The sequence below is a fragment of the Bradyrhizobium sp. CCGUVB1N3 genome (genome assembly GCF_024199925.1).
Taxonomy (GTDB): domain Bacteria; phylum Pseudomonadota; class Alphaproteobacteria; order Rhizobiales; family Xanthobacteraceae; genus Bradyrhizobium.
Map to the genome: position 1 here is coordinate 8,176,862 of NZ_JANADR010000001.1, position 24,112 is coordinate 8,200,973.

Sequence of the window (24,112 nt, forward strand, 5' to 3'; positions counted from 1 at the left end):
ATCGGGATCTGTTGCGCGAGCATCCAGAGCGATCGCAAACAGAGTCGCGTCCGGCGGGTGGGCGATCGATCTCTGACCGCGGCGGCCGAACAGAAAGGCGGCGCATGCAAATGGTCCACGGTGCAGGCGCGGAGCGATCTGATGTCGAGTCTAGCAGTGCATCACGTCGGGAGGCGAGCTCTGTCCGTTCGGGGGGCGAGCCCCTCCCCGGCGATCGAGGGACCGAAGGCTCGCCACTGGACGCACTGCAGCGGCATAGCCATTCCTTGCCCGGCCTGGATGCCCAATTGCGAAAGCGGTGCAGGGAGCATGTGGAGACCGACCAAGGCTCAGGTTCGAAGCGACCTGCGAAGCGCCATCATGGGGCGCCATATCGTGAAGCCAGAGTCTCACGCTCTGATGGCGAATCCGAGCTCGGCGACCAAGATGCCCGGAACTCGGCGCGAGCGGCGCTTGCGCCCCATGCAGAATCCCTCGCCGGCCTAAGCGGGGGGCAAAAACGAAAGCGTGCCGACGATGCTTCCACGCAGAGCGTCGAGGGCGCGAACGCAGAAATAATTCAAATGCGGACGGAGGAGCTCAACGCAGCTCTACAAGAGATCGATCGCGCTCGCGACATTCGTGGGTTCTCAATTGCAGTCGTCGATCATGCGAAGCGGCTGCGGGGCGCGGACCTGGCTACGTTCCTGCAAAAGGCCGCGGGCGACTTCGAAGCAAGATTTGTCGGCCAGTTGGTGGGTAACATTCGCTCAGCGTGGGGTTATGCCACGGCCTGCAACGCGGTGAGCCGAGAAGGCGGAGGTCGAGCCGGCATAGAGGTTTGCAGGGCCCTGGCTGCTCGCGTGTCTCGGCTTGATGACACGCTAATGAGGAAAGTGGAGCCTAAAGCTCTTTCACTCTTCGCTTCATCGTTCGGTCGACACGCCTGGGCGGAGGAATGCCGGAACGGAGCGATCAGGATTGCCGAATTTTGTCGCTATGATACTGGAGTCCTTCGGGAGCTGAACTGCCAAAGTCTATCGTTGCTGGCGAATGGTTTCAGCAAGTGGCCAGAAGAGTCAGAGTGTCGTGACGCAACACTGGCAATCGCTGATGAACTCCTGAATCGCGCCCGCCGTGGTGCTGACGGACTTCGCTCTTTTCCCCCGCAGCAGCTGTCACACCTGGTGAACGGCTTCAGCAAGTGGCCACAAAGGACGGCCACGCGCAGGGCCACACTCAGGATCGCCGATGAAGTTCTCGGTCGCGTCGAACAACTCTCCAGGTTTACCTACCAGGACTTGGCGAACCTGGCCAACGGTTTCAGTAAGTGGCCGGACCGGACGGCCACGCGCGAGGCCACCCTTGCAATTGCCGATGAAGTTCTTTTCCGCGGCGCCAAGCTCTCCAATTGTCCGGACCAGGAACTGGCGGCTTTGGTTAATGCCTTCAGCAAGTGGCCAGATACGATGGCCACTTGCGAGGCGACACTCGTAATCGCTCGCGAGGTTCTGAGCCTGCGCGGCAAGGACCGTCTTCCTGGCTTCAATCCGCAAGGACTAGCTAACTTGGTCAACGGCTTTAGCAAATGGCCGGCAGAGGAAGATTGTCGGCAGGCCACAGTCGCAATCGGCCGTGAGATTTGTCGCCGAGCCCGCGAGCTCGCTCGTTTCAACGAGCAGCACTTGGCAAACCTGGTGAACGGTTTCAGCAAATGGCCGACTGAGCGGGTCTGTGGCCAAGCCACAGCGGCAGTCGCCCGTGAGGTCCGACAGTCCGGCCGACTGTCTCGTTTTAGTGAGCAGGAGCTGGCGAACTTAGTAAACGGCTGCAGCAAGTGGCCCAAAATGTCGAACACTCGCAAAGCTGCGGTTGCAATCGCCACCGAGATCCATTGCCGCGCCCAAGGTGACGACCGGCTCTCCAGTGTTCCTCATCACTTCTTGGCGAATCTGGTGAACGGTTTCAGCAAATGGCCGGAGGAGGAGGCCTGTCGCCAAATCACGATTGCAATCGCCAACGAGGTCCGTCGCTGCGGCGAGCATGAGGATCAGCTTTCTCGGCTTACTCCGCAGGGGCTATCGAATTTGGTGAACGGCTTCAGCAAATGGCCGGCAGAGGTGGACTGTGGTCAAGCCACAGCCGCAACCGCCCGTGAGCTCCTTCGCCGCGCCGGCGAGCTCTCTTGCTTTGAGGAGCAGCACCTGGCCAACCTGGTCAATGGTTTCAGCAAGTGGCCGGCAGAGGACGACTGTGGCCAAGCCACGGCCGCAATCGCCCGTGAGGCCCTTCGCCGCGCTGGCGAACTCTCTTGCTTTGAGGAGCAGCATCTGGCGATCCTCGTGAATGGTTTCAGCAAATGGCCGGAGGACGTGACCTGCCGCCAAGCGACAGCGGCAATAGCGGCTAGGGTCGGTAACACCGCCCAGCTGTCTGGCTTCAATGAGCAAGAAACTGCGATGCTGGCCAACGGCTTCAGCAAATGGCCTGAGGAGGCGAGCACTCGCCATGCAATGATGGCGATTGCTTCTGAGGTTCTTTCTCGTCCTGGCAACACCGATCCGCTCTCCGGTTTTACTCCGCAAGGGCTGGCGAGCCTAGCAAATGGCTTCAGCCATTGGCCCGAAGAAGCGTCGTCTCGCGAAGTCATTGTCGCAATTGCAGCTAAGATTCAAGATGCTGACCGGTTAGCTCATTTTGATGAGCAGGAGCTGACGAACCTGGTCAACGCCCTCAGCAAGTGGCCGGACGAGGAGGTGTGCTTTCGAGCGATAGTGGATATCGCCAGCGGGCTTGGCACCGCAGACCGACGATTCGCCAGCTTTAGCACGCCTCAGCTCGGCATCATCGCGAATGCTGTGGGGCGAGCCGTGTTGAGGGGAGAGGAGAGCGGCGAGATTAGCGAGACCGCTCTGCTGAAGGATCGGTTACATAGGTTGGCCCACTACCTGCACTATGCAAGTGATCGCCTCGAGCAGGCCGAGCTTTTGAGCATCGCCAACCTTTTCAAGCCGCTGGCTAAGGCTAGGCTGTTCGATGATCTGAGCTCGCTCGCATCGGTTGGGTTAAATCGGCTTGACGAATTGCGTGGTGACGCCGGCTTTGCGAGCCGGCATAACCTCGAGGCCATGGGACATCTCTGCGTTGCTGTGCTACCGCTGGCACGCAGTCCTCATCTGCGCTGGCACCGTAGACAGGCCCTAAATTTGTTGAACGACCTCCAGGGCATCGTCGAGGAAAAGATCGCTGCGCATATTGAGGCGGACGATGCGGAACGGATCCGCGGCCCGTACGCGAGCCGTCGCCCCGCGCTCTCAATCTATCAAGTGCTCAAGACCCGTGCGATCCTGAAAACGATGTTTCGCCGACCGTATGTCGAGGGCAAGAAGTCCGATCTGCAGATGAGGCAGCAGGACTTGCAGCGTGGGACCAGAGAGATCCTGCGCATTACGCGCGATCTCATCGAGCGCGATCTTTCCAATATGTGCTGGAATCTGATCGCGGAGATCGAGTCGGATGGTCCCGTGGGTGCGCTGGACTCGTTCTTGGCGCAGGATGCAGCGACAATCCTGGCGCAACATCACCCCGCTGCCTTCGACGTGCGTCGGGTCTTGCGAGACATGGACCACGAGCCCACGCCTCCAAAGGAAAACGCGGGTTTGATGCAATTGCCAGTGGTAGACATGCAGGGCCGGCGCGTGGCCACGGAGCGCGAGACAAGGTATTCCGCTTTTCATCGCCTGACCGCAGGTGCGGTTCCCGTCGTCGCGGTCCAACTGCCGGCAAAGCCGAGCGCCTTTATGCTGGCGCGGACGCTCACGGTTGACGGCGTGCCCTATCGCATGGACTTGTTCGGCGGAGGCAAATTGAAGCCGCCGCGATTGACTGTGGCGCAGATCGCTGGCCGTACGCCAGGTGACGTCCGCGTACGTTCCGGGGGCCAGCTCTTGGCCATTCCGTATGCCGACACAGCAGCCGGCACGGATTTCGAGCGAATGTCGCGCGCCTGGGCCCCCTTCAAGGAGGCTTATTTCTATACGCAGCGCAGGGGATTTGCGGCGCCTCCGGCGATCAAGGGTTTGGGACCTCACGACTCCGCGTTGGAGGGCGCATTCAGGCTGTCGCTGCTGCCGGACCGTCCGGAAGTCGAGGCGCATCCCTTCAGACTTAGTGGACCGCAGGGGCCGATCGCGCTGCGGCCACATGACGGTTGCGGCTTCATCAAAGCCTCGCTGGCCGAGCGAATGCTGGCCGTTCGCCGCGGCGCGACTCAAGACGGTCCTGAGCGGGTGCCGGCCTATGGCGAGGGACGCAGATCATCGCTGCCCGCCTCGGCGCTGCAGCATTACCCGCGCAGCGAGCAGGTGGCCGATGAGGCGGAACAGAAGACCAGGACATGGCTCGAAAGCAGAGATGGGAAAAAACTGACCTTCGAACAGATCTATCGCACCGTGACGGTCGGAAACATCGGGGGACCCGGCGCCGTTGCAGTACCATCCAGCGATGGCCGTCTCCATGTGCCCGCGCTCAAAAGCGAGACTTTGACCGCGAAAGGGGGCGTCCTGATCGGGCGCTCCCCCTATGACAAGGCCAATCTGCGTCCGTTTGCCGCCGAGCAAGTCAGGTCGGCAACAGACGGGGATCCAACCGCGGCGTTTCTCGATACGTGCGTGGCCATGCAGTACAGCTTCAATGCGGCCGAGAGATCGCACGGCGAGCTCGCTGCCGACAATGCCACGTTCTTTGCCAAAGGCATTCTGATCGTGGCGCCCGATGCAATGTGGCCCACCGCCTTCGCCGACCGAGGCGTGGTGCTATCGGCCGAGGACGTCAAGTGCCATTCGCGCTGGACCGAGCGCAAGGACCGCGTCAAGGAGGACACATCGCTCGAATGTGTCGGCATCCTCCAGGCAACCGAAGTGTTCGCTCCGGGGTCGCTGGTTGCAGTCCCGCCTGACGAACAGAAAAGGCTCGATGGCGACTTCGACGGGGACACTGTCATTATCCTGGGCGATCGGCCTGCCCTGTATCAACACGTACGCCAATTCGATCAAGAGGAGCAAGCGCGCGGACTACGCTCCCTTAAGCCGCCCAAGTCGCACACACCCGCCATCGAGGGCGAGCGTTACCAATTCAGTCGCACCAGCCAGATCCTGGCCGCCACGCAGAACGTCCTGGAAACGTATACGGGTCTGCAGCGCACCTTTCTGGCGCAATCCCACGACGCACGAGGCTGGTTCGCCGAGCGGGCCGTATTTGGGACGTATGAGGGCATTCAGCAGGAACTCAAGCGTGACCTTCGTGAGCTGTTAAACCAGGAACAGCCGCGTCGGCAGGACATCCAGGACACGCTCGTCAGGGCAAGGCACGAGATCGAGGCGGCAGACCATGCGGTCGCTCGCGAAATCGCCGGCCTGCTCGTTGCCGACCTTGGGACATGGGCTACGGATGAGCACGCCCCGCCTGTAACCGCTGAGGGCAGCGGCAATGCAGGGCTGACGCTGAGCACGGAGCTGTGGGAGCTCTTCCCCGATCTGGCGGAGGCTTTTTCCGCAACGGCTCAGCCACGAGAGCGTGTCCAAATGCTTGTTGACCACTACCCGGCGCGGATCCATCCCCGACCCGATGGTTACCATCCCGATGACCTCGTCCGAAGCGCAAACAACCTCCTCAGTCTCGGGATCAAGGTCGGAACCGACGCCTATAAATCTGACACTGGTGCCGGCCTTTTTCTGAAGAAAAGCCATCAGCTTCAGCGACTGCTACAAGCAACCCCGGGACTGAGGCCCGCTCCCTACAGCAAGAACATAGCAACAAGTCTCAACCAGGGCAGGCTGGATCTCGATGCGACATTGGCAAATCTGAAGGACAATCCGACGCTTGCGGCCTCGGTCATGGAAGCCTCCATCAAGCTTAGCATGGAGAGCGGCATTCTGCCTGAACCATCCGGCCGTCGCCCGGCCGCAGCCGATTCTATTGCGACGATCACTCTGACCCGCCAGGAGGCCGCCGTGCGCGCTAAACTTGAGACTGAGCGCGCCAAAATCGAGGAGGAGACAATCACGACTACGGTATGTGAGATTGCCGAAACGCTCCGCACAAAATACCAGATCGAAGTTGAGATGCCCCACGTCGATCGCCGCTTGAAATCGGAAAGGACCATACGATTGCAGCTCACCGGCGTGAGCGTCCCCTGCGAGAGCGCTTCACAGCTGATCAACAACGCCGTACGTCATGTCTTCAGGATCCCTGATGGGCAGTTTGCAGCGGCCTTCAGAAAAGCCATGCTGGCCTTCGACGATCGAGGCTATGCTGAGGTCAGCACGACCAATTGGTTTAGGATACGAACGCCGAACTTCGTGGGGATCAAGACTGTGCTCGCCACAGCGCAAGGTTACCGCTTTGAACTGGAGTTTCACACACCAGACAGCTATCGGGCCAAGCTTGCCAATCACGATACGTATAAGGAGCTGGAGGAGCAGCAGCAACCAGGAGCCGGAAATGGACAGGATCAAGTTAAATCCAAAGAACTCGAGCTCTGCGTGCGAGAGGTTTGTAAGCAAGTTGCCATCCCTGAGGGCGCTAAGGATATTTTGCATTGGAGAGCGGAAGTGGGCCGCGCGGGGAGCGCCAGCTCCGTCTTTTTGTTCCTCTAGGCTGTCGCCTCCGAGCCTCGAATCTTAGATCACCTCATCGCCTGCTCTGTAACCTCTTCATCGCGATCTCACCGTACGGCGCTGTTGGCAAGCTCAGGACCAGTAGAATCCATGATCTTGGCGTCAAAGATCTTGGCGTCAAACGACGGATGAGCGAACGCAAGCCATGTGCCGCCGCACGATAAGTCAAGCTTTGGCGTTTACCGCGACTGCGCTCGGATGGCACGACGAGGAGTATGAAACGCTGCCGGTCTGATGGAAGGTGCTGGAGCAGCTTGCTGACCCCGCGAGGTCGTTCCACGGGCCAAATCATGTAGCTCTTCACTCGCCCTCCTTCGGTTGGTCGAGTCAGCATCATTTACGCTGTGACTAGTGCCGCAATGCGGCACAAAGCGCGTATCGTCACGCGCTCGGACGGGGCATATACCTCGCCGAAGAATGGGCCCGCTGCCGAGCTTCCTTTTGCGATGCTCATTGCTGCATCATGATCGAACATTGGGTCCGACCGCATACAAGTACGCGGCGCGATGCGCGCGATCTTTGCAAGCTCCCTCGCGGATTGCCTCCGTTTTCGGCTGTGCGCAGGTCAGCTTCACGTCAGGTGAAGTGGATATCTTCGATGCCACAGTGCGAACAATTGTGCAGAAATGGTCCGCGCTTGCCGGTTGTGGCGAGTCACGTCTCGTCGGTGCAGCGTAAGGAGACCTCTCTGATCAGCTGCCGAAACACAATCGTTGAGGCTGTCCGGCGGGACCGTGTGTGCCAAGTTTTCTAAATCGGCTCATTCTCGCTTGCATGGAGGGCGGAGTTTGACTGGAGTTGATCGACCTGGGAACGCGCCCAGCGGACCAGATGCGCACTGGTCCCGTGCTGAATCAGATGTCGGCGGTGGAGGGGATGGCTCGACGTTCAGTTCTGTCGTGCAAGGCTTGCGCTCTGAAAATCGAGATTTGGGGGCGTCGTCCGCTCAAAGGCCACCTTTGGCCAGCAATGTCCGGCGCCGCATGCCGCCCGGTCGCAGCGTTGAGTTGCGTGACGACCAGCATGATCGCGCCGTTGATGTGCGTGACGACCAGCCAGGTTTTCTCCATTTGCCGCATCGCGGCGCGCCAAATTGGGAGGAAAGCTCGTCGCGTTCCGGTGCCGAGGATCGCGGTGCCGATCAGTCCAGGAGTTCACGACAAAGTGCTCCTTCCTTGCGCAGGCGGTCCGTATCCGACCTAGATCGAGAGTCAAAACGGCGCCGAATGGATGGTGTCGCCACACATGCGCAAAGTGGAATCTCAGAACAGCAATCCAACGCAGCCCTGCACGCGATTCGTTTCGCCCGCGACATCGTTGGATTCTCATGTGCAGTGGTAGACCATGACAAGCAGCTGCAAAGGGCTGACGACGCGATTCATGCAACATTCGTACAAAAGGCCGCCTCCCAATTCAGAAGTCAATTTGTCCCTCGCTTCGAGGACGATATCCGCCGCGGTAAATCGTGGGGCTACGCGACGGCATGCAACGTGGTCAGTCGCGAGGCCGGAGGTCAGGAAGGTGTCGAGGCTTGCAAGGCGATCGCGGCTCGCGTGTCGCAGCTTCATGGTGCGTTGTTACGCGAAGTCGAGCCAAAAGCTCTTTCGCTTTTGGCTGCATCATTTGGTCGGTATCCGCAATCGAGGACATGCCGTAATGGAACGATCAGAATCGCCGAGTTTTGTCGCGATGAAGGCAAGGCGCTTGGGGCGCTGAAAAGTCAAGGTTTGTCGTTGCTGGTGAACGGTTTCAGCAAGTGGACGCAGCGGCCGGAGACTCGTGATGGCACTGAAGCCGTTGCCCGTGAGGTCCGTCGCCGCGCCGACCGTCGTTTCCGGCTCTCTGATTTTTCGCAGCAAAACTTGGCGAACCTTGTGAACGGTTTCAGCAAGTGGCCACAACAAGCCGATTGTCGCCACGCTATGGCCGCGCTCGGCGGTGAGGTCCTTCGCCGCGCTTCCGGTGACTTCGGGCTCTCTGCTTTTAATCAGCAGGACTTGGCGAACCTGGTGAACGGTTTTGAAAAATGCCCGGAAGAGGCGGTCTCTTGCCAAGTCATAGCCACGGTCGCGGGCGAGGTCCTCCGCCTCGATCGCCATGCCGGGCTCTCTGGACTCACTCGCCAGCACCTGGTGAATCTTCTGCACGGGTTCAGCAAATGGCCGGAACAGGCCGCTTCTCGCGGAGCCGCAGGCGCGCTGGCCGGTGAGGTCCTTCGTCGCAACCACCGTGCCCGCCTCTCTGAATTCAGTCAGCAGGAACTGGCGAACCTGGTGAACGGCTTCAGCAAATGGCCGGAACAGGCGGCGTGTCACCAGGCCACCGGAGCAATTGCAAGTGAAGTCGCTCGCCGCGCTGACCGCGGCGGGTTGGGGCTCTCTGATTTTAATCATCAGGACCTGGCGAACCTGGTGAACGGCTTTAGCAAATGGCCGGAAGAGGGCGGCCATCGCCAAGCCACAGGCAGAATCGCCATAGAACTCTGTCGCCGTGCCCGCGAGCAAGGGCTCTCTGGTTTTACTCCGCAGGAGCTGGCGAACCTGGTGAACGGGTTCAGCAAATGCCCGGACGATGGGGATTATCACAGAGCGACAGTCGCAATCGCCACTGAGACTATTCGCCGCCGCGCCCAACTCTCTGATTTCACTTACCAGAATCTGACGAACCTGGTGAATGGTTTCAGCAAGTGGCCGGACGGGGCGGACTGTCGCGAAGCCGCGCTCGCAATCGCCGGCGAGGTCTTTCGCCGCGACGACCAGCTGTCTCATCTTACTCAACCGGCGCTGGCGACGTTGGTAAATGGATTCAGCAAGTGGCCGGAACAGGCAGCGTCTCGCCAGGCCACGGTCGCCGTCGCCGGTGAGGTCGCTCGCCGCGCTGACCGCGACCTCGGGTTCTCCGAATTTAGTCATCAGGAGCTGGCGAACCTGGTGAACGGTTTTAGCAAATGGCCGGAAGAGGCGGTTCATCGCCAAGCCACAGTCAAAATCGCCACAGAACTCTCTCGCCGCGCCGGCGAGCAAGGGCTCTCTCGGTTTACTCCGCAGGAGCTGGCGAACTTGGTGAACGGGTTCAGCAAATGCCCGGACGATGCGGACTATCACAGAGCGACAGTCGCAATCGCCACTGAGATTATTCGCCGCCGTGCCCAACTCTCTGATTTTACTCACCAGAATCTTGCGAACCTGGTGAATGGTTTCAGCAAGTGGCCGGACGGGACGGACTGTCGCGACGCCGCGCTCGCAATCGCCAACGAGGTCTTTCGCCGCGACGACCAGTTATCTCATCTTTCTCGACAGACGCTGGCGACATTGGTGAACGGGTTCAGCAAGTGGCCGGAAGAGGCGCCATCGCGCCAAGCAGCAGGCGCGATGGCCAGTGAGGTGCTCCGTCGTGACCGCCGTGCCCGGCTCTCTGAATTCCGTCAGCAGGACCTAGCAAACCTGGTGAACGGCTTCACTAAGTGGCCGGAAAACGAGTGGTCTCGCCGGGCCACCGGAGCGATTGCCGGTGAGGTCCGTCGTCGCGCCGCGCGCGGCGAGTTCGGGCTCTCTGATTTTAATCACCAGGACTTGGTGAACCTGGTGAACGGTTTCTGCAAGTGGCCCGAAGGGACAAGAAATCAGCAAGCCGCGGACGCGATCGCGCATGAGGTCCTTCGCCGCGGCGCCCAGCTCCGTGATTTTACTCACCAGCACCTGACTAATCTGGTGAATGGTTTCAGCAAGTGGCCGAACGCAGCGGGTTGTCGCGAGGCGACAGTCGCAATCGCTGAGGAGATCCGCCGGCGCCAGCTCTCCGATTTTGCTCCACACGAACTGGCGAACTTGGTTAACGGTTTCAGCAAGTGGCCAGAAGCGGCGGCGTCTCAGCAAGCCATAGTTGCAATCGCGCATGAGGTCCTTCGCCGTAGCGCCCGGCTCTCTGAGTTTAATCATCAGCACCTGGCTAATTTGGTGAACGGTTTCAGCAAGTGGCGGGAAGAACCGGATTGTCGTGACACCACGGTCGCAATCGCAGGTGAGGTCCGTCGCCGCCAGCTCTCTGACTTTGCTCCGCAGGGCCTAGCGAACTTGGTGAACGGCTTCAGCAAGTGGCCAGAAGCGGCGGCGTCTGAGCAAGCCACAGTAGCGGTCGCCAGCGAGGTCCGTCGCCGTTGGGCCCAGCTCTCTGATTTTAACAACCAGCACTTGTCTAATCTGGTGAACGGTTTCAGCAAATGGCCGGAAGCACCGGACTGTCGGGACGCCACGGTCGCAATCGCATGGCAGGTTCTTGGGCGCGCCGCATCGCTCTCTGATTTTATTTCGCAGGAGCTGGCGAACCTGGTGAACGGTTTCAGCAAGTGGCCAGATCAGCCGGAGTCTCAGCAAGCCACAGCCGCGATCGCGCATGAGGTGCTTCGCCGCGCCGAACTCTCTGATTTTACTCGCCTGGAGCTGGTTAATCTGGTGAACGGTTTCAGCAAGTGGCCGGAATCGCCGGACGCTAGCCAAGCCACGTTTGCGATAGCGGGTGAGGTCCTTCGCCGCGCCGAACTCTCTGATTTTAGCCCGCAAGGACTGGCGAACCTAGTGAACGGCTTCAGCAAATGGCCGGAATCGCCGGTCTCTCGCGACGCCACTGTTGCGATCGCGGGTGAGGTTCTTCGCCGCGCCGAACTCTCTGATTTTGCACCACTGGGACTGGCGAATCTGGTGAACGGCTTCAGTAAGTGGCCGGACGAGGAGGACTGCGGCAAAGCCGCGGCCGCAATCGCCGGGGAAGCCAGTCGGCGCCAGCTCTCTGATTTCGCTCCGCAGGTAGTGGCGACCTTGGTGAACGGGTTCACCAAATGGCCGGAAGAGGCGGCGTGCCGGCAGTCCACGATGGACATCGCGCGCGGATTAGGTGCTCGAGGGCAGCGATTCGGTGTGTTCACCACGCCTCAGCTGAGTATGCTCGCCAATGCTCTGTCGCGAACGATCATGGGGGCAGAGGACAGTGGGGAAATTACGGACGCTACTCTGCCGAAGGATCGGTTGCACAAGCTCGCCCACTACCTGCACTATGATAATGATCGTCTGGGGCAGGCTGACGTTCTGCACATCGCAACAATCTTCAAGGCGCTGGGTAAGGCTAGGCTGGTTGATGACCTCGGTTTGCTCGCACTGACAGGCTTGAATCGGCTCTCGGAATTGCGTCAAGCCCCTGATTTTATGACCCGGAACGATCTGGAAACCATGGGCAATCTGTGCGCTGCTTTGCTGCCGCTGGCGCGCAGCCCACAGAGGCCGCTGCGCTGGCACCGCAGGCAGGCCCTCAACCTGCTCAACGACGTCCAACCTGTGGTCGAGCACAAGATCGAGGCGCATCTGAACGCAAGCGATGCCGAGCGGACCCGTGGCCCGCTTGCGAGCCGCTGCACCGCCTTATCGATCTATCAGACGCTTAAGGCTCGTGCGGTCCTGCAGAGATTGTTCAGGTCACCGTATGTCGAGGGCAAGAGGCCCGAGTTACGGATCAGGCAGGATGAGCTGCAGCATGGGACCAGAGCGATCCTGGCTGGCGCGCGCGACCTGATTCAAGGCGATCTTTCCAGCATGAGCTGGAATCTGATCGCGCAGATCGAGGCGGATAGTCCCGCAGATGCGCTGGACTTATTCATGGAGCAGGATGCGGCGGCGATCCAGGCGCAACATCCTGCGTCGATCTTCGACGTGCATCAGGTCTTGCAAGCCATGGACCACGCGCCAAGAACTCCGCAGGGTGACGCGGGGCTGATGCAGTTGCCGGTGGTGGACATGCAGGGGCGGCCATTGGCCACGGAGCCGGAGAGACGGTATTCGATTTTTCATCGCCTGACCTCGGGAGCCCTGCCCGTGGTCGCGGTGCAACTGCCAGCAACGCCGAGCGCCTTCATGCTGGCGCGCACGGTCACCGTCAACGGTGTACCATACCGCATGGACCTGTTCGGCGGCAGCAAGTTAAAGCCGCCGCGAATGAGCGTGTCTCAGGTGGCGGCCCGAGCTCCAGGCGAGCTAGCAAAGCCTTCCGGGGGAAAGCTGCTGGCGATTCCCTATGCCGAAACCGCCCCGGGCACGGCCTTCGAGCAGCTCTCGCGGGCCTGGGCCCCTTTCAAAGAAGCCTATTATTACACTCAACGCAGGGGTTTTGCGGCGCCTCCGGCCATCAAAGGTCTATCTCCTCACGACTACGCGCTGGAAGGCGCCTTCAAATTGGCGCTGCTGCCGGACCGCCCTGCCAACGAGGAGCATCCCTTCAAGCTGAGAGGGTCCGACGGCCCCATTGCGTTACGACCGCATGACGGCTGTGGCTTCATCCGGGCCTCGGTGGCCAACGTTATGCCAGCTGTTCGCCGGGCAGGCGAGCAGGAAGGTCCTGACCGGGTGCCTGCCTATGGTGAAAGGAGATCATCCCTACCGGTCTCGGCACTCCAGCATTATCCGCGCAGCGATCAAGTCGCGGATGAGGCGCGCGAGCAGGCCAGGAGCTGGCTTGAGAGTCGGGACGAGCAAAAGCTGACGTCAGAGGAGCTGTTTCGCACCGTCACGGCCGGGCATATCAACGGTTTGGGCGCCATCGCCATCCCGTCCGCTGATGACTGCCTCCATGTGCCGACGCTCAAGAGCGAGACGTTGAGCGGTGGTGGCGTGCTGATCGGGCGATCCCCTTACGACAAGCCCAACCTCCGTCCCTTCGCCGCCGACCGGGTCAGGTCGGCCGCCGATGGGGATCCTACTGGGGCATTTCTCGATAAGTGCGCCACCATCCAATACAGTTTCAATGTCGCCCAGAAATCGGCGGAGGAGTTGGCTGCCAACGATCCCACTTTCTTCGCCAAAGGACTTCTGATCGTGGTGCCGGATGAGATGTGGCCGGCCGACTTCGCCGACAGGGAGCTGGTGATGTCTGCCGAGGATGTAAAGTGCCATTCGAGCTGGACCAAGAGCAAGGACCGCGCGAAGGTGGACACGCCGGTCGACTGCATCGGCATCCTCCAGGCGACCGAATTGTTTGCCTCAGGCTCGGTGGTTGCCGTGCCGCCCAATGAACAGAAGAAGCTTGACGGCGACTTCGATGGAGATAGCGTGCTCATCATCGGCGACCGGCCGCAGCTTTACGAGCATGTTAGGCAATTCGATCAAGAGGAGCAAGCTCGCGGATTGCGCTCGCTCAAGCCGCCAAAGTCGCATACCGCAGCGATTGAGGACGGTCACTACAAGTTCGGTCGCGCCAGCCAGATCCTCGCCGCCACGCGGAATGTTCTTGAAATATACACCGGCCTGCAGCGAGGCTTTCTGGCTCAATCCAATGAGGCCCGACAGTGGTTTGCCGAGCGTGCCATCTTCGGCACCTATGAAGGCGTTCACCAAGAGCTCAAGCGAGGAATCCGAAGCCTGTTGGAGCAGGAGCAGGTCAGCGCTCAGAACGTCGAAGACAACCTCGATAATGCGCGGCACGAGATCGAACTGGCAGACCATCCGGTCGCGCGCGAGATGGCCGAGTTGCTCCTCACCGAGCTCGAGGCGTGGGCCGCGAGCCTGCCCGAACAACTCCTGCCCGAAACAGTCGCCGGCGTGAGCGAGGCACAGCTCGCATTGAGTCAACAGCTCGGCGAACTGTTCCCCGAGCTGGCGGAGACCTATCCGGCAATCGCTCGGCCACGTGACCGCGTCCAGCTTATCCTCGATCGTTACCCTGCGCGCATCGACCCACGACCAGATGGCTACAATCCATCCGACCTCGTGCAAAGTGCAAGCAATCTCCTGAGCCTTGGCATCAAGGTCGGAACTGACGCCTATAAATCCGACACTGGCGCCAACACCTATATGATGAAGAGCGGCTACCTTCAGCGCCTGCTGCAACAGACGCCGGGGCTGAAATCGGTGCCCTACACCAAGAGCATGGCGGCTACTCTCAGCCACGGTCAGTTCGATGTCGATGCGACATTGGACGATCTCAAAGACAATCCGACGCTGGCGGCTTCAGTCATGCAAGTATCGATTAAACTTGCCGCGGAGCGAGGCATTCTGCCTGAACCCTCGGGCCGAGAGCTTGCTGCCGATGATTCAGCCACGACAATCACATTGACCAGCGAGCAGGCAGCACAGCGCGCCCAAATGGAAGCCTCCCGCGCTCAAACCGAAGAGAAGGACATCACTCCGACGGCAACTTCGGTTGCCGAAGCCCTCAGGAATGCCGATATACAGGTGAATCTGCCCCATCTCGCTCAGCGTTTGAGATCGGAAGGGTCGATGACAGATCAGCTCGTCGGCACGCAGGCCCCGTTTGAGGCCGGTACCCAGCTGATCAGCAACGCTGTACGCCACGTCTTCGAACTTCCTGATAAAGATTTTACACGTGCCTTCAAGAAAGCCATTCTAGCCTTCGAAGAGAGCGGCTATACCGAGGTCAGCACGACCAACTGGTTCAAGGCGCGATCGCCGACCTTCGTCGGCATCAAGACTGTGCTCGCTACGCCGGGCGGATACCGTTTCGAGGTGGAGTTCCACACGGCAGACAGCTACGACGCCAAGATCAACAATCACGACACCTACAAGGAGCTGCAGAAGCTGCAGGAACTGCAGCGCGTGAGTCGAGAGCCCCTGGATAAGTCCAGAGCCGAGCAACTCTTGGAGCGCGTGCGACAGGCCTGCAACAAGGTTGTCATTCCCGACGGGGCCATCGCGATTCCCCACTGGGAGGCCGATGCGGCTAGTACAGTTGGTGGTGCCAGCCTAGCTCGCCGGTTGCAAGTGGCCCCGCCGAGACATGCGGCGCACTCCCCGCTTGCGACAGAGATTCTTGGCGCGTTGGGCGCGCGACCGATCGTGCTCGTCGGGATGATGGGCGCAGGGAAATCCACTCTTGGCCGTGTACTCGCCAAAAAACTGGGGTTGAGCTTCGTGGATTCCGATAAAAAGATCGAGGCGAAGACCGGCAAGTCCATAACTAAGATTCTTGCTGAGGATGGAGAGGCGCATTTCAGGAATCTTGAGATGAATGAGATCAGGCAGCTGCTCGAACAAGGGCCGGCGGTACTCGCAACCGGTGATGGGACGTTCATGCTCGACGAAATCCGGCAGCATGTCGGGCAGAAAGCGGTCACGATCTGGCTTAATACCAACGAGGACGTGATCAGGCGGAACCTGAGGCACAACACCAAGCGTCCGAAGATGCAAACCGCCGACCAGGATAAGACGGTCACAAACCGTGTCCAAGTGCGCAATCCCATCTATCAGCTTGCCGATCTCACCATTGCCCCGCAGCGCCAGCGGGATCTCATGAGCGCGGATGCTTGCCTCAGCGCGCTGCACGCCTACCTTTGCGGTGAACGCAGAGAGGTCCAAGCTCCGTTAGAGGCGGCACCATGAGGGCGCCCCTCAAGCATGCAAATCCCATTACGGCCATCCGCGCTCCGCAATCGCAAAGCCGATCGAGCTGGAAGGAGTTCCGGGAGGCTGTGAAGGCCTGCGGCTGCACGGGTCGCCATGATGTACCTCGACGAGCCACCGCAGGTTATCGAAACGCGTGTCTTTGCGACGATGCCGGCCAAATTTCGCCGGCCTGCGGAGCGCTCCGATTGGGCGGACGCTAACCGCGGTGGCAAACCGGTGGACTGCTTCATCGAAGGACCATCGTTCGACGCTGCCGGAAACCTCTACGTCGTCGACATTCCCTTCGGCCGGATCTTCAGGATTGCACCGGATGGCTCCTGGTCCTTGATCATCGAATATGAGGGGTGGCCGAATGGGCTGAAGATTGCGCCGGATGGTCGCATCCTGGTAGCCGACTAAATGAACGGCCTCATGGAGCTGGATGCGCGTTGGGACACGATCCGCACCTTGCTCGGTCACCGCAATTCCGAATCGTTCAAGGGCTGCAACGATCTGCATATCGCGTCGACCGGCGACATCTACTTCACCGACCTGGGTCAAACCGGGCTGCACGACCCGACAGGCCGCGTGTTTCGCCTGCGACTGGACGCCCGACTCGAATGCTTGATCTCAAACGGACCGAGCCCAAATGGTCTGGTGCTCGATCCGAATGAAACCGTCCTGTTTGTGGCGATGACGCGTGACAACAGCGTCTGGCGCGTGCCGCAGATGCGCGATGGTGGAATCGCGAAGGTCGGTAGTTTCAGCACGTTCTTTGGAACCAGCGGTCCGGATGGGCTGGCGATGGATCGCGAAGGACGGTTGTTCGTAGCTCATGCGTCGCTCGGCCACGCCTTCGTGCTCGCGCCGAATGGCGGGTGTCTTGCTCGTATCAAATCGTGCGCGGGCCCGACCTGCACGAACATAGCGTTGGGTCCAAATGGTGCATTGTTCATCACAGAATCATCAACCGGTTCGGTATTGGTCGCGGACCTTTGCTGTTTGTAACACAGAAAATATAAGCGTGAGGCACACCGCTGCGAGCGCTTTCTCACGCGAGTTGCCCGACGGCGGTGTTGACCCATGCGTGTACGCGTATTCAACGATTTTGCGCCGGGCGGACGTAACGCACACGTTATGTGCAAATATTTGATCTGACTAGGCAACAAGCTGGAAATTTCCCGTTCAATCATACGACCCCTGGACAACGATCGCGAGCAATGGGAGCGCATGGGCCAGACTTGAACGGAGAGCCGTATGCGCTGTACTGCCCGTACGGTTCGGGGAGGAGAAGCGCTTATGCGCTTCTTTCTCCATTCTAGAGGCCGCGGTCATCCGCACCCGGCGTGTCAGTTCGCCCTTGATCTCAGAGGCGATCTGGTCGCGGATCAAGGCTCCGAGCTGTATCTCGGCCTCGTCGCCAGTCAGGCCATCAGCTATGAGCCGTTGCTGCACGCGGTTGGGGAGTTCCTCCTCCATCGCCTTGAGGAACTGTTCCTGCATCGCTGAATGAGCCTCGGGTTCGATGCGGCTCAGCACCGTCTCCCAGGGTTGCCAGCGGGTTGCCAGATAGTCATCGAACTGCGTTGCCTCCTCATGCCGCACCCGCATCTCGGCCACGGCGAGATCGCGCTCGGTAACATAGGACGCGTTGAAGAAGCGCATGTCGGGGGCGAGAAGCTGCAACTTCAGCCGCCCGCGCAGTTTGACCTGATAGGCGAGATAGACCTCGATCTCGTCAACAAACCTAAGCGAGCTGACCTTCTCGCGGGCGATCCGGTCGAGTACGCCCAAGCGGAACAGGACACGAGCCTGCTCGATGAGTTGGTCGAGCCGATCGTCATATGCCCCGTCCTCGACATCGGCGGTCAGGCGTGCGCTCTGCATGTGGTTCCAGGCCAAAGTGATGCGATCTTCGCAGCTCGCGCTCGCCCCGAAGGCCTGTTGGAAGTACAGCTCGCGCAATCGTGGCCTCATTGCCACCTGCTGCAGATCCTCAGACACCGCTTGTCGAAACGCGGCGCTGCCATAGTTCACGGTGCGTCGCAGCCGGTCGAGAAAGCGCGCATATTCCTGAGCTCCTGCCTCTTCGGCGAACCCCTGCCAGGTCGCGATCATCTCCGGTTCGCCGCCAACCCAATCCGCCACCGCTGCGTGCAACGGCGGCGGCTGACTTGGCCCCGCCTCTCCGCCGATCGAAAAGAAGACTCGAGGGCCGGCGTAGCCCGGCTCACGGATGGCTGTTGCAAGGTTCGTCCGCACCCGCTCGGGCAGCGGGTTGTCGTCCAGTACAACCCTGCACCAAGGGCCCAGCTGTGTCAGCATGGTTTCCGGCAAGCTGGTCAGTTGGTTACGCGTAACGTCGAGCAATTCAAGTCCAGCCGGCAAGGTCTCGGGCAAGTGGGTCAGCCGGTTGCACGCGGCTTCGAGCGTCCGCAGCCCAGCCGGAAGAGTCTCCGGTAGGCTGGCCAGCTGATTATTGCTGACCACGAGGTTCTGCAGCTCAGCCGAGAGTGTCTCAGGCAGACTGGTTAGCCGATTGTGACTCACGTGCAGCGTTCGGAGCGGGAGGGTGTCAGGCAGGCTGGTTAGTTGGTTGCGGCCGACGTTGAGCGTCTGGAGTCCGGCTGGGAGGGGCTCGGGCAGGCTGGTCAGCTGATTACGACCGGCATCCAGCCATACAAGCCCAGCCGGGAGAGTGTCGGGCAGACCAGTCAGTCGATTGTGGTGGACATGGAGCGCCCGCAACCCGGCTGGGAGCATTGCCGGCAGGCTGGTTAGCTGGTTGTTTCCGATCACGAGACGCGAGAGCGGCGCCGGCAGAGTGTCGGGCAGGCTGGTCAGATGGTTAACGCGCACATCGAGTTCCTGGAGCCCCGCCGGGAGGGCATCGGGCAGGTTGCTCAGCGCGTTGTGATTGGCAGAGAGGCTTCGGAGCGCAGCCGGAAGGTAGGAGGGCGCGCCGACGATCTGATTGACGTTGCGCCTGAGCGTCTGGAGCACTGCCGGAGGCGCGGCAGGCAAAGTGCACGTTGTTGCCGACATTGAGCTCCTGGAGTTCCTCCGGAAACGCGGTGGGCAAGGCCGTCAAGGACAGCCGTGACAGATTCAGCGGCCCGTCCACATCGCCAGCCGTCTGCCAAGTCCTCGTCCGTCTTGCCGCCTCTTGCCGGTCCTCGACTTCGCTCTGCCCGTCGGCGCTAGCCCAGGCGTCAAGGATTTCGTCCAGTGATGGTTCGCTGGCCGGCCAGGCATCGAGGCTCGCGCGCGCCCCGGTCAAGGCGTCGATCCTGTGTGCCGCGCGCCGGTTGAGAGCTCGCTGGCGTCTCGTTCGGAAGCGTCGGAACTAATGCCAGCGACCCGCTGGGCTCGTGCTGTGTTCATCAACCACCTCTCTGCGAAAGCCAAAATCAGGAGAAATGCGCCGGAACGACGTTTGTCGAACCCGGCAATGCGTGTCGACGAATGATGAAGCATTCGAAATCAAGGCTCCGGTTGCTATCATGGGGGGCTATCGAACATGCCGCCTCATTCGCGCTCAGAACAGCTGCAGCCAGACGCAGCATGTCCGCGCTAGGTCCGGGTCCTCGAATTGAAACGACGACGAGCTTCTCGGATCGTTCCCTCCTGTTTGATTGCATACACTTCAGCAATATGGATGGATCGACACTGCACCCAAGTCGGGGGGCGTGAAGTCAATGCAATAACCATTCCTTCGTGCTCATAATTTCCCGATCTCGAACCAACGGGACTGACGAACAGCCTGGTGCGCGTAGCCCGACGTTTGCTGAATGCGCCAACGATCGGGTTCGCTCCTTTTGCGAGATCGGCGTTCATTGTTAGTTTCAAATGTAGTTGAAATCGTGGGCGTGGGCGCTTGCTCAATGCTACCAATAATTCGATGACAGCCACGCTGGCCCCGTCCTTCGCATTGCGGCTGCCGATCTTGTTCGGAACAAGTCGCACGCGGGAGACGGCGGCCGTATTTTTAATCCGACAGCCATTCTCGCCGCCGCTGTCGGAAACTGGACAAACACGAGAGCCCTGGCTCAAGGCCCATCCCAATGTGCAATTTCATTTCACGCCGACAAGCGCTTCCTGGCTCAATCAGGTCGAGGTATCGTTCTCGATCTTGCAGGCGCAGTCGCTCAGCGGTGCCTCCTTCACAAGCCTGAAACAGCTCGAGCTACACATCGATGCCTACATCAAGGCATACAACGACAAAGCAGTGCCCTTCGTCTGGACCAAGAAAAAGGTCCGTCAACGCCGGTTCAAAGACCGCCGTGTCACTCAGCTCTGATTCCGGGTACTAGCTAGGTCAGTGCGATACCTTCAACTTCGAGAGCCTCGACGGCGGCATCGTCAACAACAACCCGTTCGACTACGCACAGTTCGCATTGATCGGGGGATCGTCGCGCGCTCCGACAGATGGCACGACCGTCGAACGGACGAACATAATGGTGGCGCCGTCTCCCGAGCCGCCGAATTTCCTGCCTGTAGGCTCGCCTTCTCCCGCGCTCACCGCGATCGTCCGCGCGCTGTTGCCGGCGCTGCTCAACCAGGCGCGCTTTCGCGCTTCTGATCTCGCTCCCGCCGTCGACGGACGCGACTTCAGCCGTTTCCTGATTGCGCCGCTGCGCCGCGTTCCCCGGATCGAGGCGCCGGCCACGGTGGAAGCGCGGGTTCCGCTCGAACGCTACGCGATCGCTTGCGGCTTGCTCGGCGGCCTCGGCGGATTTCTCGACGAAAGATTCCGCGCGCACGATTTCCAACTCGGCCGACGGAACTGCCAGCAATTCCTCAGCAAAAGATTCGCCGTGGCGGCGGACAACGTCGTCGTCGGTCGACCAGGCGGAGTCGGCTCGGAGCCCGTTGTTCCGCTGCTCGGCGCGGCGGCCAATCCGATCCCGCTACGGCGTTGGCCACAGATGGGTGTGCAGGATTTCGAGGTCCTGTGCCGACGGATGACGGCGCGGATCGATGCGCTGGCTCCGCCGCCGACCGTCGGCTGCACGCTTCGCTCCCTCACTCACCACCTCGCTCTGTTGCCGTCGATCGCCAATGTAACTACGCATTGGCATATCGCCGACGAACTCGGCCGGGAGTCAGAACATCATGCCTTCAACCTCTTGTTCGTGCCGTTTCCCTATTCCGTTCCTACAGCGAGTGTCGATGCCACCCTGCAGCAAGACCACCACGTCAGACAGACGCCTGTCCGCACTGCTGTCGTGTTGAGACATGTTCATGTCGCACCGAGAGCGCGCGGTCTCAGGTTCGATGAAGTAGGCTTGATGGTTTCCGTGCGCGCCAATCTTCAGTGTCGTACTTTTCCACCGGCAACTGCAACGTTTTGGCCCGTTCGTCGCGGTCGTTCTTCCGAAACTCGCGCTCGCGGCGCTCGAACTTGGTTAGCTCGTCGTTCGCGGCTCGCATGAACTCAGCGCGCGAGGTACCGGCGCTTTGGGTGCGGGCGGGCATACTCGTCTCCTGACAATCTGGTCAAAAACGTAACCGAAACGCCGGCGAGTGGGCCCTCAAGGTTACATCATCTTCAGAACGCCGCGAAATGGCAACGAATTGGGTGAACCACCGTGAACAAAACGTAGGGCAAGCACCTAACAAGGCAAAATATATCAACGGCTTAGTCTGACCGAGTGTGCGCCGGGAGGCCGGCAAGGAATAGATGGTGAGAGTCCATTACGACCAAGGAGTAGCGCCTCACATCGGCCCCGAGCCGTGCGGCAGCGTCCGTGAGGGCGCTGGCGAAGCGTCGGCAGGGGAACATGCAGGCCAGCCATTGAGCGTGTGCTGCAGCAGCATAGGAAAGGAGAGTTCGAGATGAACGCCAACCCGACGCTGCGCTATCTGAACCGACGCCTCGCGCGTTGGGCGATGGCTAAATACAAGCGCCTCAAGCGACAGCGCCGGCGGGCAGAGGATTGGATCCGCAGGACCTCTTTGCGCGATCCAACGCTCTTCGCTCATTGGCCTGTGCTAGCCTAGCAAATCGGCCCGCGTTCGTGAGAAGCCGAACCCCCGCGCTTTCATCCGGCGGCGGAGGCAGATGCCGCGTCACTCGAAAAGAAGACAGCCGGCGGCCCGCAATCGAGACTTGGAAGACGCGAAACACAAGATCGCCGATGCAGGTCTCACCGTGATCCGCGCGCAGATCGACTCCTCGATCTCGGCGCGCCGCTGCCTAACGCGTGATTTGCACCTCCAGCGCGCAATAGGTCTCGTACAGCTCAATTATGGCCATGGCTGCCTCCGGACCAGACAGACGCAAGTGGCCGCCCGTCAGCTTCTCGTCAGGTGGATGCGGCATACGCGACATACTGATGCTCGTGGAAGAGGCGACCAGTATCGGCGAGCTGGTCGCCCGCGCACTGGCACGAGCTTCGGCGGCACGCGGTGCACGTTCCACGGCGACGCACCGCGTGCCGATTTTTCCACCGTTGTGACGGCATAGCCTCTCGAATTGCAGGACGGTCGCACCGCTGGCGTTATAGCGCGAGCGCCGCTTATCGAGCGGCGAAAATCAGCAAGGCAAAGAACCTCACGCGCTCGCGGCCGGCCGAAGCGTTGCGTCTCGCGGTGCGTGCGCCACGCGGCTGCCTCGCTCGCACCGACCTCATCTTGGATCCGGCGCATCTCGTCTTGGATGAGCGCCGGACGCCGCCGGGCTGTGGCTTTTTGTTCGGTCAGTTCTTCGGCCTCGATCAGGACGCGAGACTCGACCTGCTCGTGCGTGATCCGGGCGAGGCGCCGAGCCTCTTCTTTGAGATCGAGGAGCAATGCTGGTTGCATCCCTTGCTGTGGCCGTCTCCGAGCAAGATGGTGCCGTGAGATCGACGAGATGCTGATGGATGGTGGAAAGCACTTACAAATTTCAGGCCGTTCCATTCTAGAGCTTGTGATCTATTACGCCGAACGGAAAGTCAACGATCCACTTGTGTTCGGATCAATCGACGCGTATGGCACGCGTTTCGTCGCGTTACTCGAAGAAGATGTCCTCTTGCAGGGTTCTGAACGAGGGGGCGAAGGGCCAGCCGTCGATACTTTCAAGTAAATTAAGCCGAGCGACGTTGATCGGCGCGCCTACTGGGTCTTTCCCGACCTTCGACGCGTTGCTTTCGTGTTCAGCGTCAATGTCTCAGATAGGATCAGCGGCTAGGGCACGTTGACTGGAGGCAAGGGCGCGGTCGAGCGCGGCACAAAAACATCCTGGCGCGGCCCATGTGCGGCCATCATGATTGAAAGCGCCGCGAAGAGAAGTAGAAGTATTCTCATTCGAAAAGTGACTCCAGAAACCGTGCCTCAACCATAAGGCGGTTCAACGACGTCTGATTGCGCTTCGACAACCTCCAAGGCCTCTCGAGTATTCAGTTTCGTTCACGAAACGGGGGAGCGCTTCTGCTCGGGTTTCCGAGTTTTCAAAGCGCGTCGTTTCATTGTTGCAGTCAGCTTCTTAGCTCTTGATCGTTTGGGTGTCGTAGAGGGTGCCCCACCGGCTCTAAAATCAAATCTATCATCGCTCTCTCGTCTCTTCATGAAACACCCCAACGAACAGGTTTGCAGGTCTTCGCTCTAGGAGAAATACATGAACAATGCTGTCTACTTCGGACGGGCGCGTTAGTGGGGTTGCACCAGAGCTTACAGCGACATACGAACGGGTCTATCGGCGAGCAATCCTCTGACAACGGGGGATCGGTTGCAACCACCAACATCTATCGGCTTGTGCTCGAGCTGAGATCTGACGGACGTGTCGAGCCACAATGCTGTGGGGCTCAGCCTTTTAGGCATGGAAGATCGTCTAAGCGATGAGGATCAAATGGTGGTAACTCCCGGAATACGATCCCCTTGGTTGGAGAAGTCAGTATCGGCTTGATCGACCGATTTCCCGCAAAGCCGAGAGTGAGAGGAGAACTTGAGGCGACAGTCCAAGGTTAGGTAAGGCAAATTCTGACAACGGTCGGGGAGAATTGGGCGGCCATCGAATTCAATACGGATCTCTGCCGCGCATCGCGCCACATCCCGTTTTGCTATCTCCGTGAGGACATCTTCCCCAGCCGACAA

Annotated in this window: 7 protein-coding genes and 2 pseudogenes; 7 read left to right on the forward strand and 2 right to left on the reverse strand. The window is 60.1% G+C overall.

What is annotated here, in order from left to right:
* Nucleotides 1–563: 563 nt before the first annotated feature.
* Entirely contained in the window at nt 564–6,635 is a 6,072-nt protein-coding gene (xopAD, locus tag NLM33_RS38725) for a XopAD/skwp family type III secretion system effector (RefSeq protein WP_254103644.1), read from the forward strand.
* 875 nt (nt 6,636–7,510) lie between these two features.
* Here xopAD (NLM33_RS38725) and NLM33_RS38730 read toward each other — a convergent pair.
* Nucleotides 7,511–7,726: a hypothetical protein gene (locus NLM33_RS38730; RefSeq protein WP_254103645.1), complete on the reverse strand. Its 216-nt coding sequence runs from the start codon at nt 7,724–7,726 to the stop codon at nt 7,511–7,513.
* Nucleotides 7,727–7,882: 156 nt separating this feature from the next.
* Here NLM33_RS38730 and xopAD (NLM33_RS38735) point away from each other — a divergent pair, with 156 nt between their 5' ends.
* Nucleotides 7,883–16,033, forward strand: a complete 8,151-nt coding sequence (gene xopAD, locus NLM33_RS38735) for a XopAD/skwp family type III secretion system effector (RefSeq protein WP_254103646.1) — start codon at nt 7,883–7,885, stop codon at nt 16,031–16,033.
* 117 nt (nt 16,034–16,150) lie between these two features.
* Nucleotides 16,151–17,044: pseudogene (locus tag NLM33_RS38740) on the forward strand (SMP-30/gluconolactonase/LRE family protein).
* A gap of 177 nt (nt 17,045–17,221) precedes the next feature.
* On the opposite strand, the gene NLM33_RS38745 reads toward NLM33_RS38740, so the two are convergent.
* A complete protein-coding gene (locus NLM33_RS38745) occupies nt 17,222–19,039 on the reverse strand; it encodes an NEL-type E3 ubiquitin ligase domain-containing protein (RefSeq protein WP_254103647.1) in 1,818 nt (605 codons plus the stop codon).
* Nucleotides 19,040–20,075: 1,036 nt separating this feature from the next.
* Here NLM33_RS38745 and NLM33_RS38750 point away from each other — a divergent pair.
* The 4 genes and pseudogenes from NLM33_RS38750 to NLM33_RS38770 all read left to right on the forward strand — a co-directional run.
* Nucleotides 20,076–20,336 (forward strand): annotated as a pseudogene (locus NLM33_RS38750) (IS630 family transposase); the annotation flags it as partial.
* 241 nt (nt 20,337–20,577) lie between these two features.
* Nucleotides 20,578–21,471: a hypothetical protein gene (locus tag NLM33_RS49930; protein WP_371930043.1), complete on the forward strand. Its 894-nt coding sequence runs from the start codon at nt 20,578–20,580 to the stop codon at nt 21,469–21,471.
* Between the two features lie 1,201 nt (nt 21,472–22,672).
* Nucleotides 22,673–22,882, forward strand: a complete 210-nt coding sequence (locus NLM33_RS38765; protein ID WP_254103649.1) for a hypothetical protein — start codon at nt 22,673–22,675, stop codon at nt 22,880–22,882.
* A 16-nt stretch (nt 22,883–22,898) separates the two neighbouring features.
* On the forward strand, nt 22,899–23,105 hold the full coding sequence (locus NLM33_RS38770; RefSeq protein ID WP_254103650.1) for a hypothetical protein: 207 nt from the start codon (nt 22,899–22,901) through the stop codon (nt 23,103–23,105).
* Nucleotides 23,106–24,112: the final 1,007 nt, after the last annotated feature.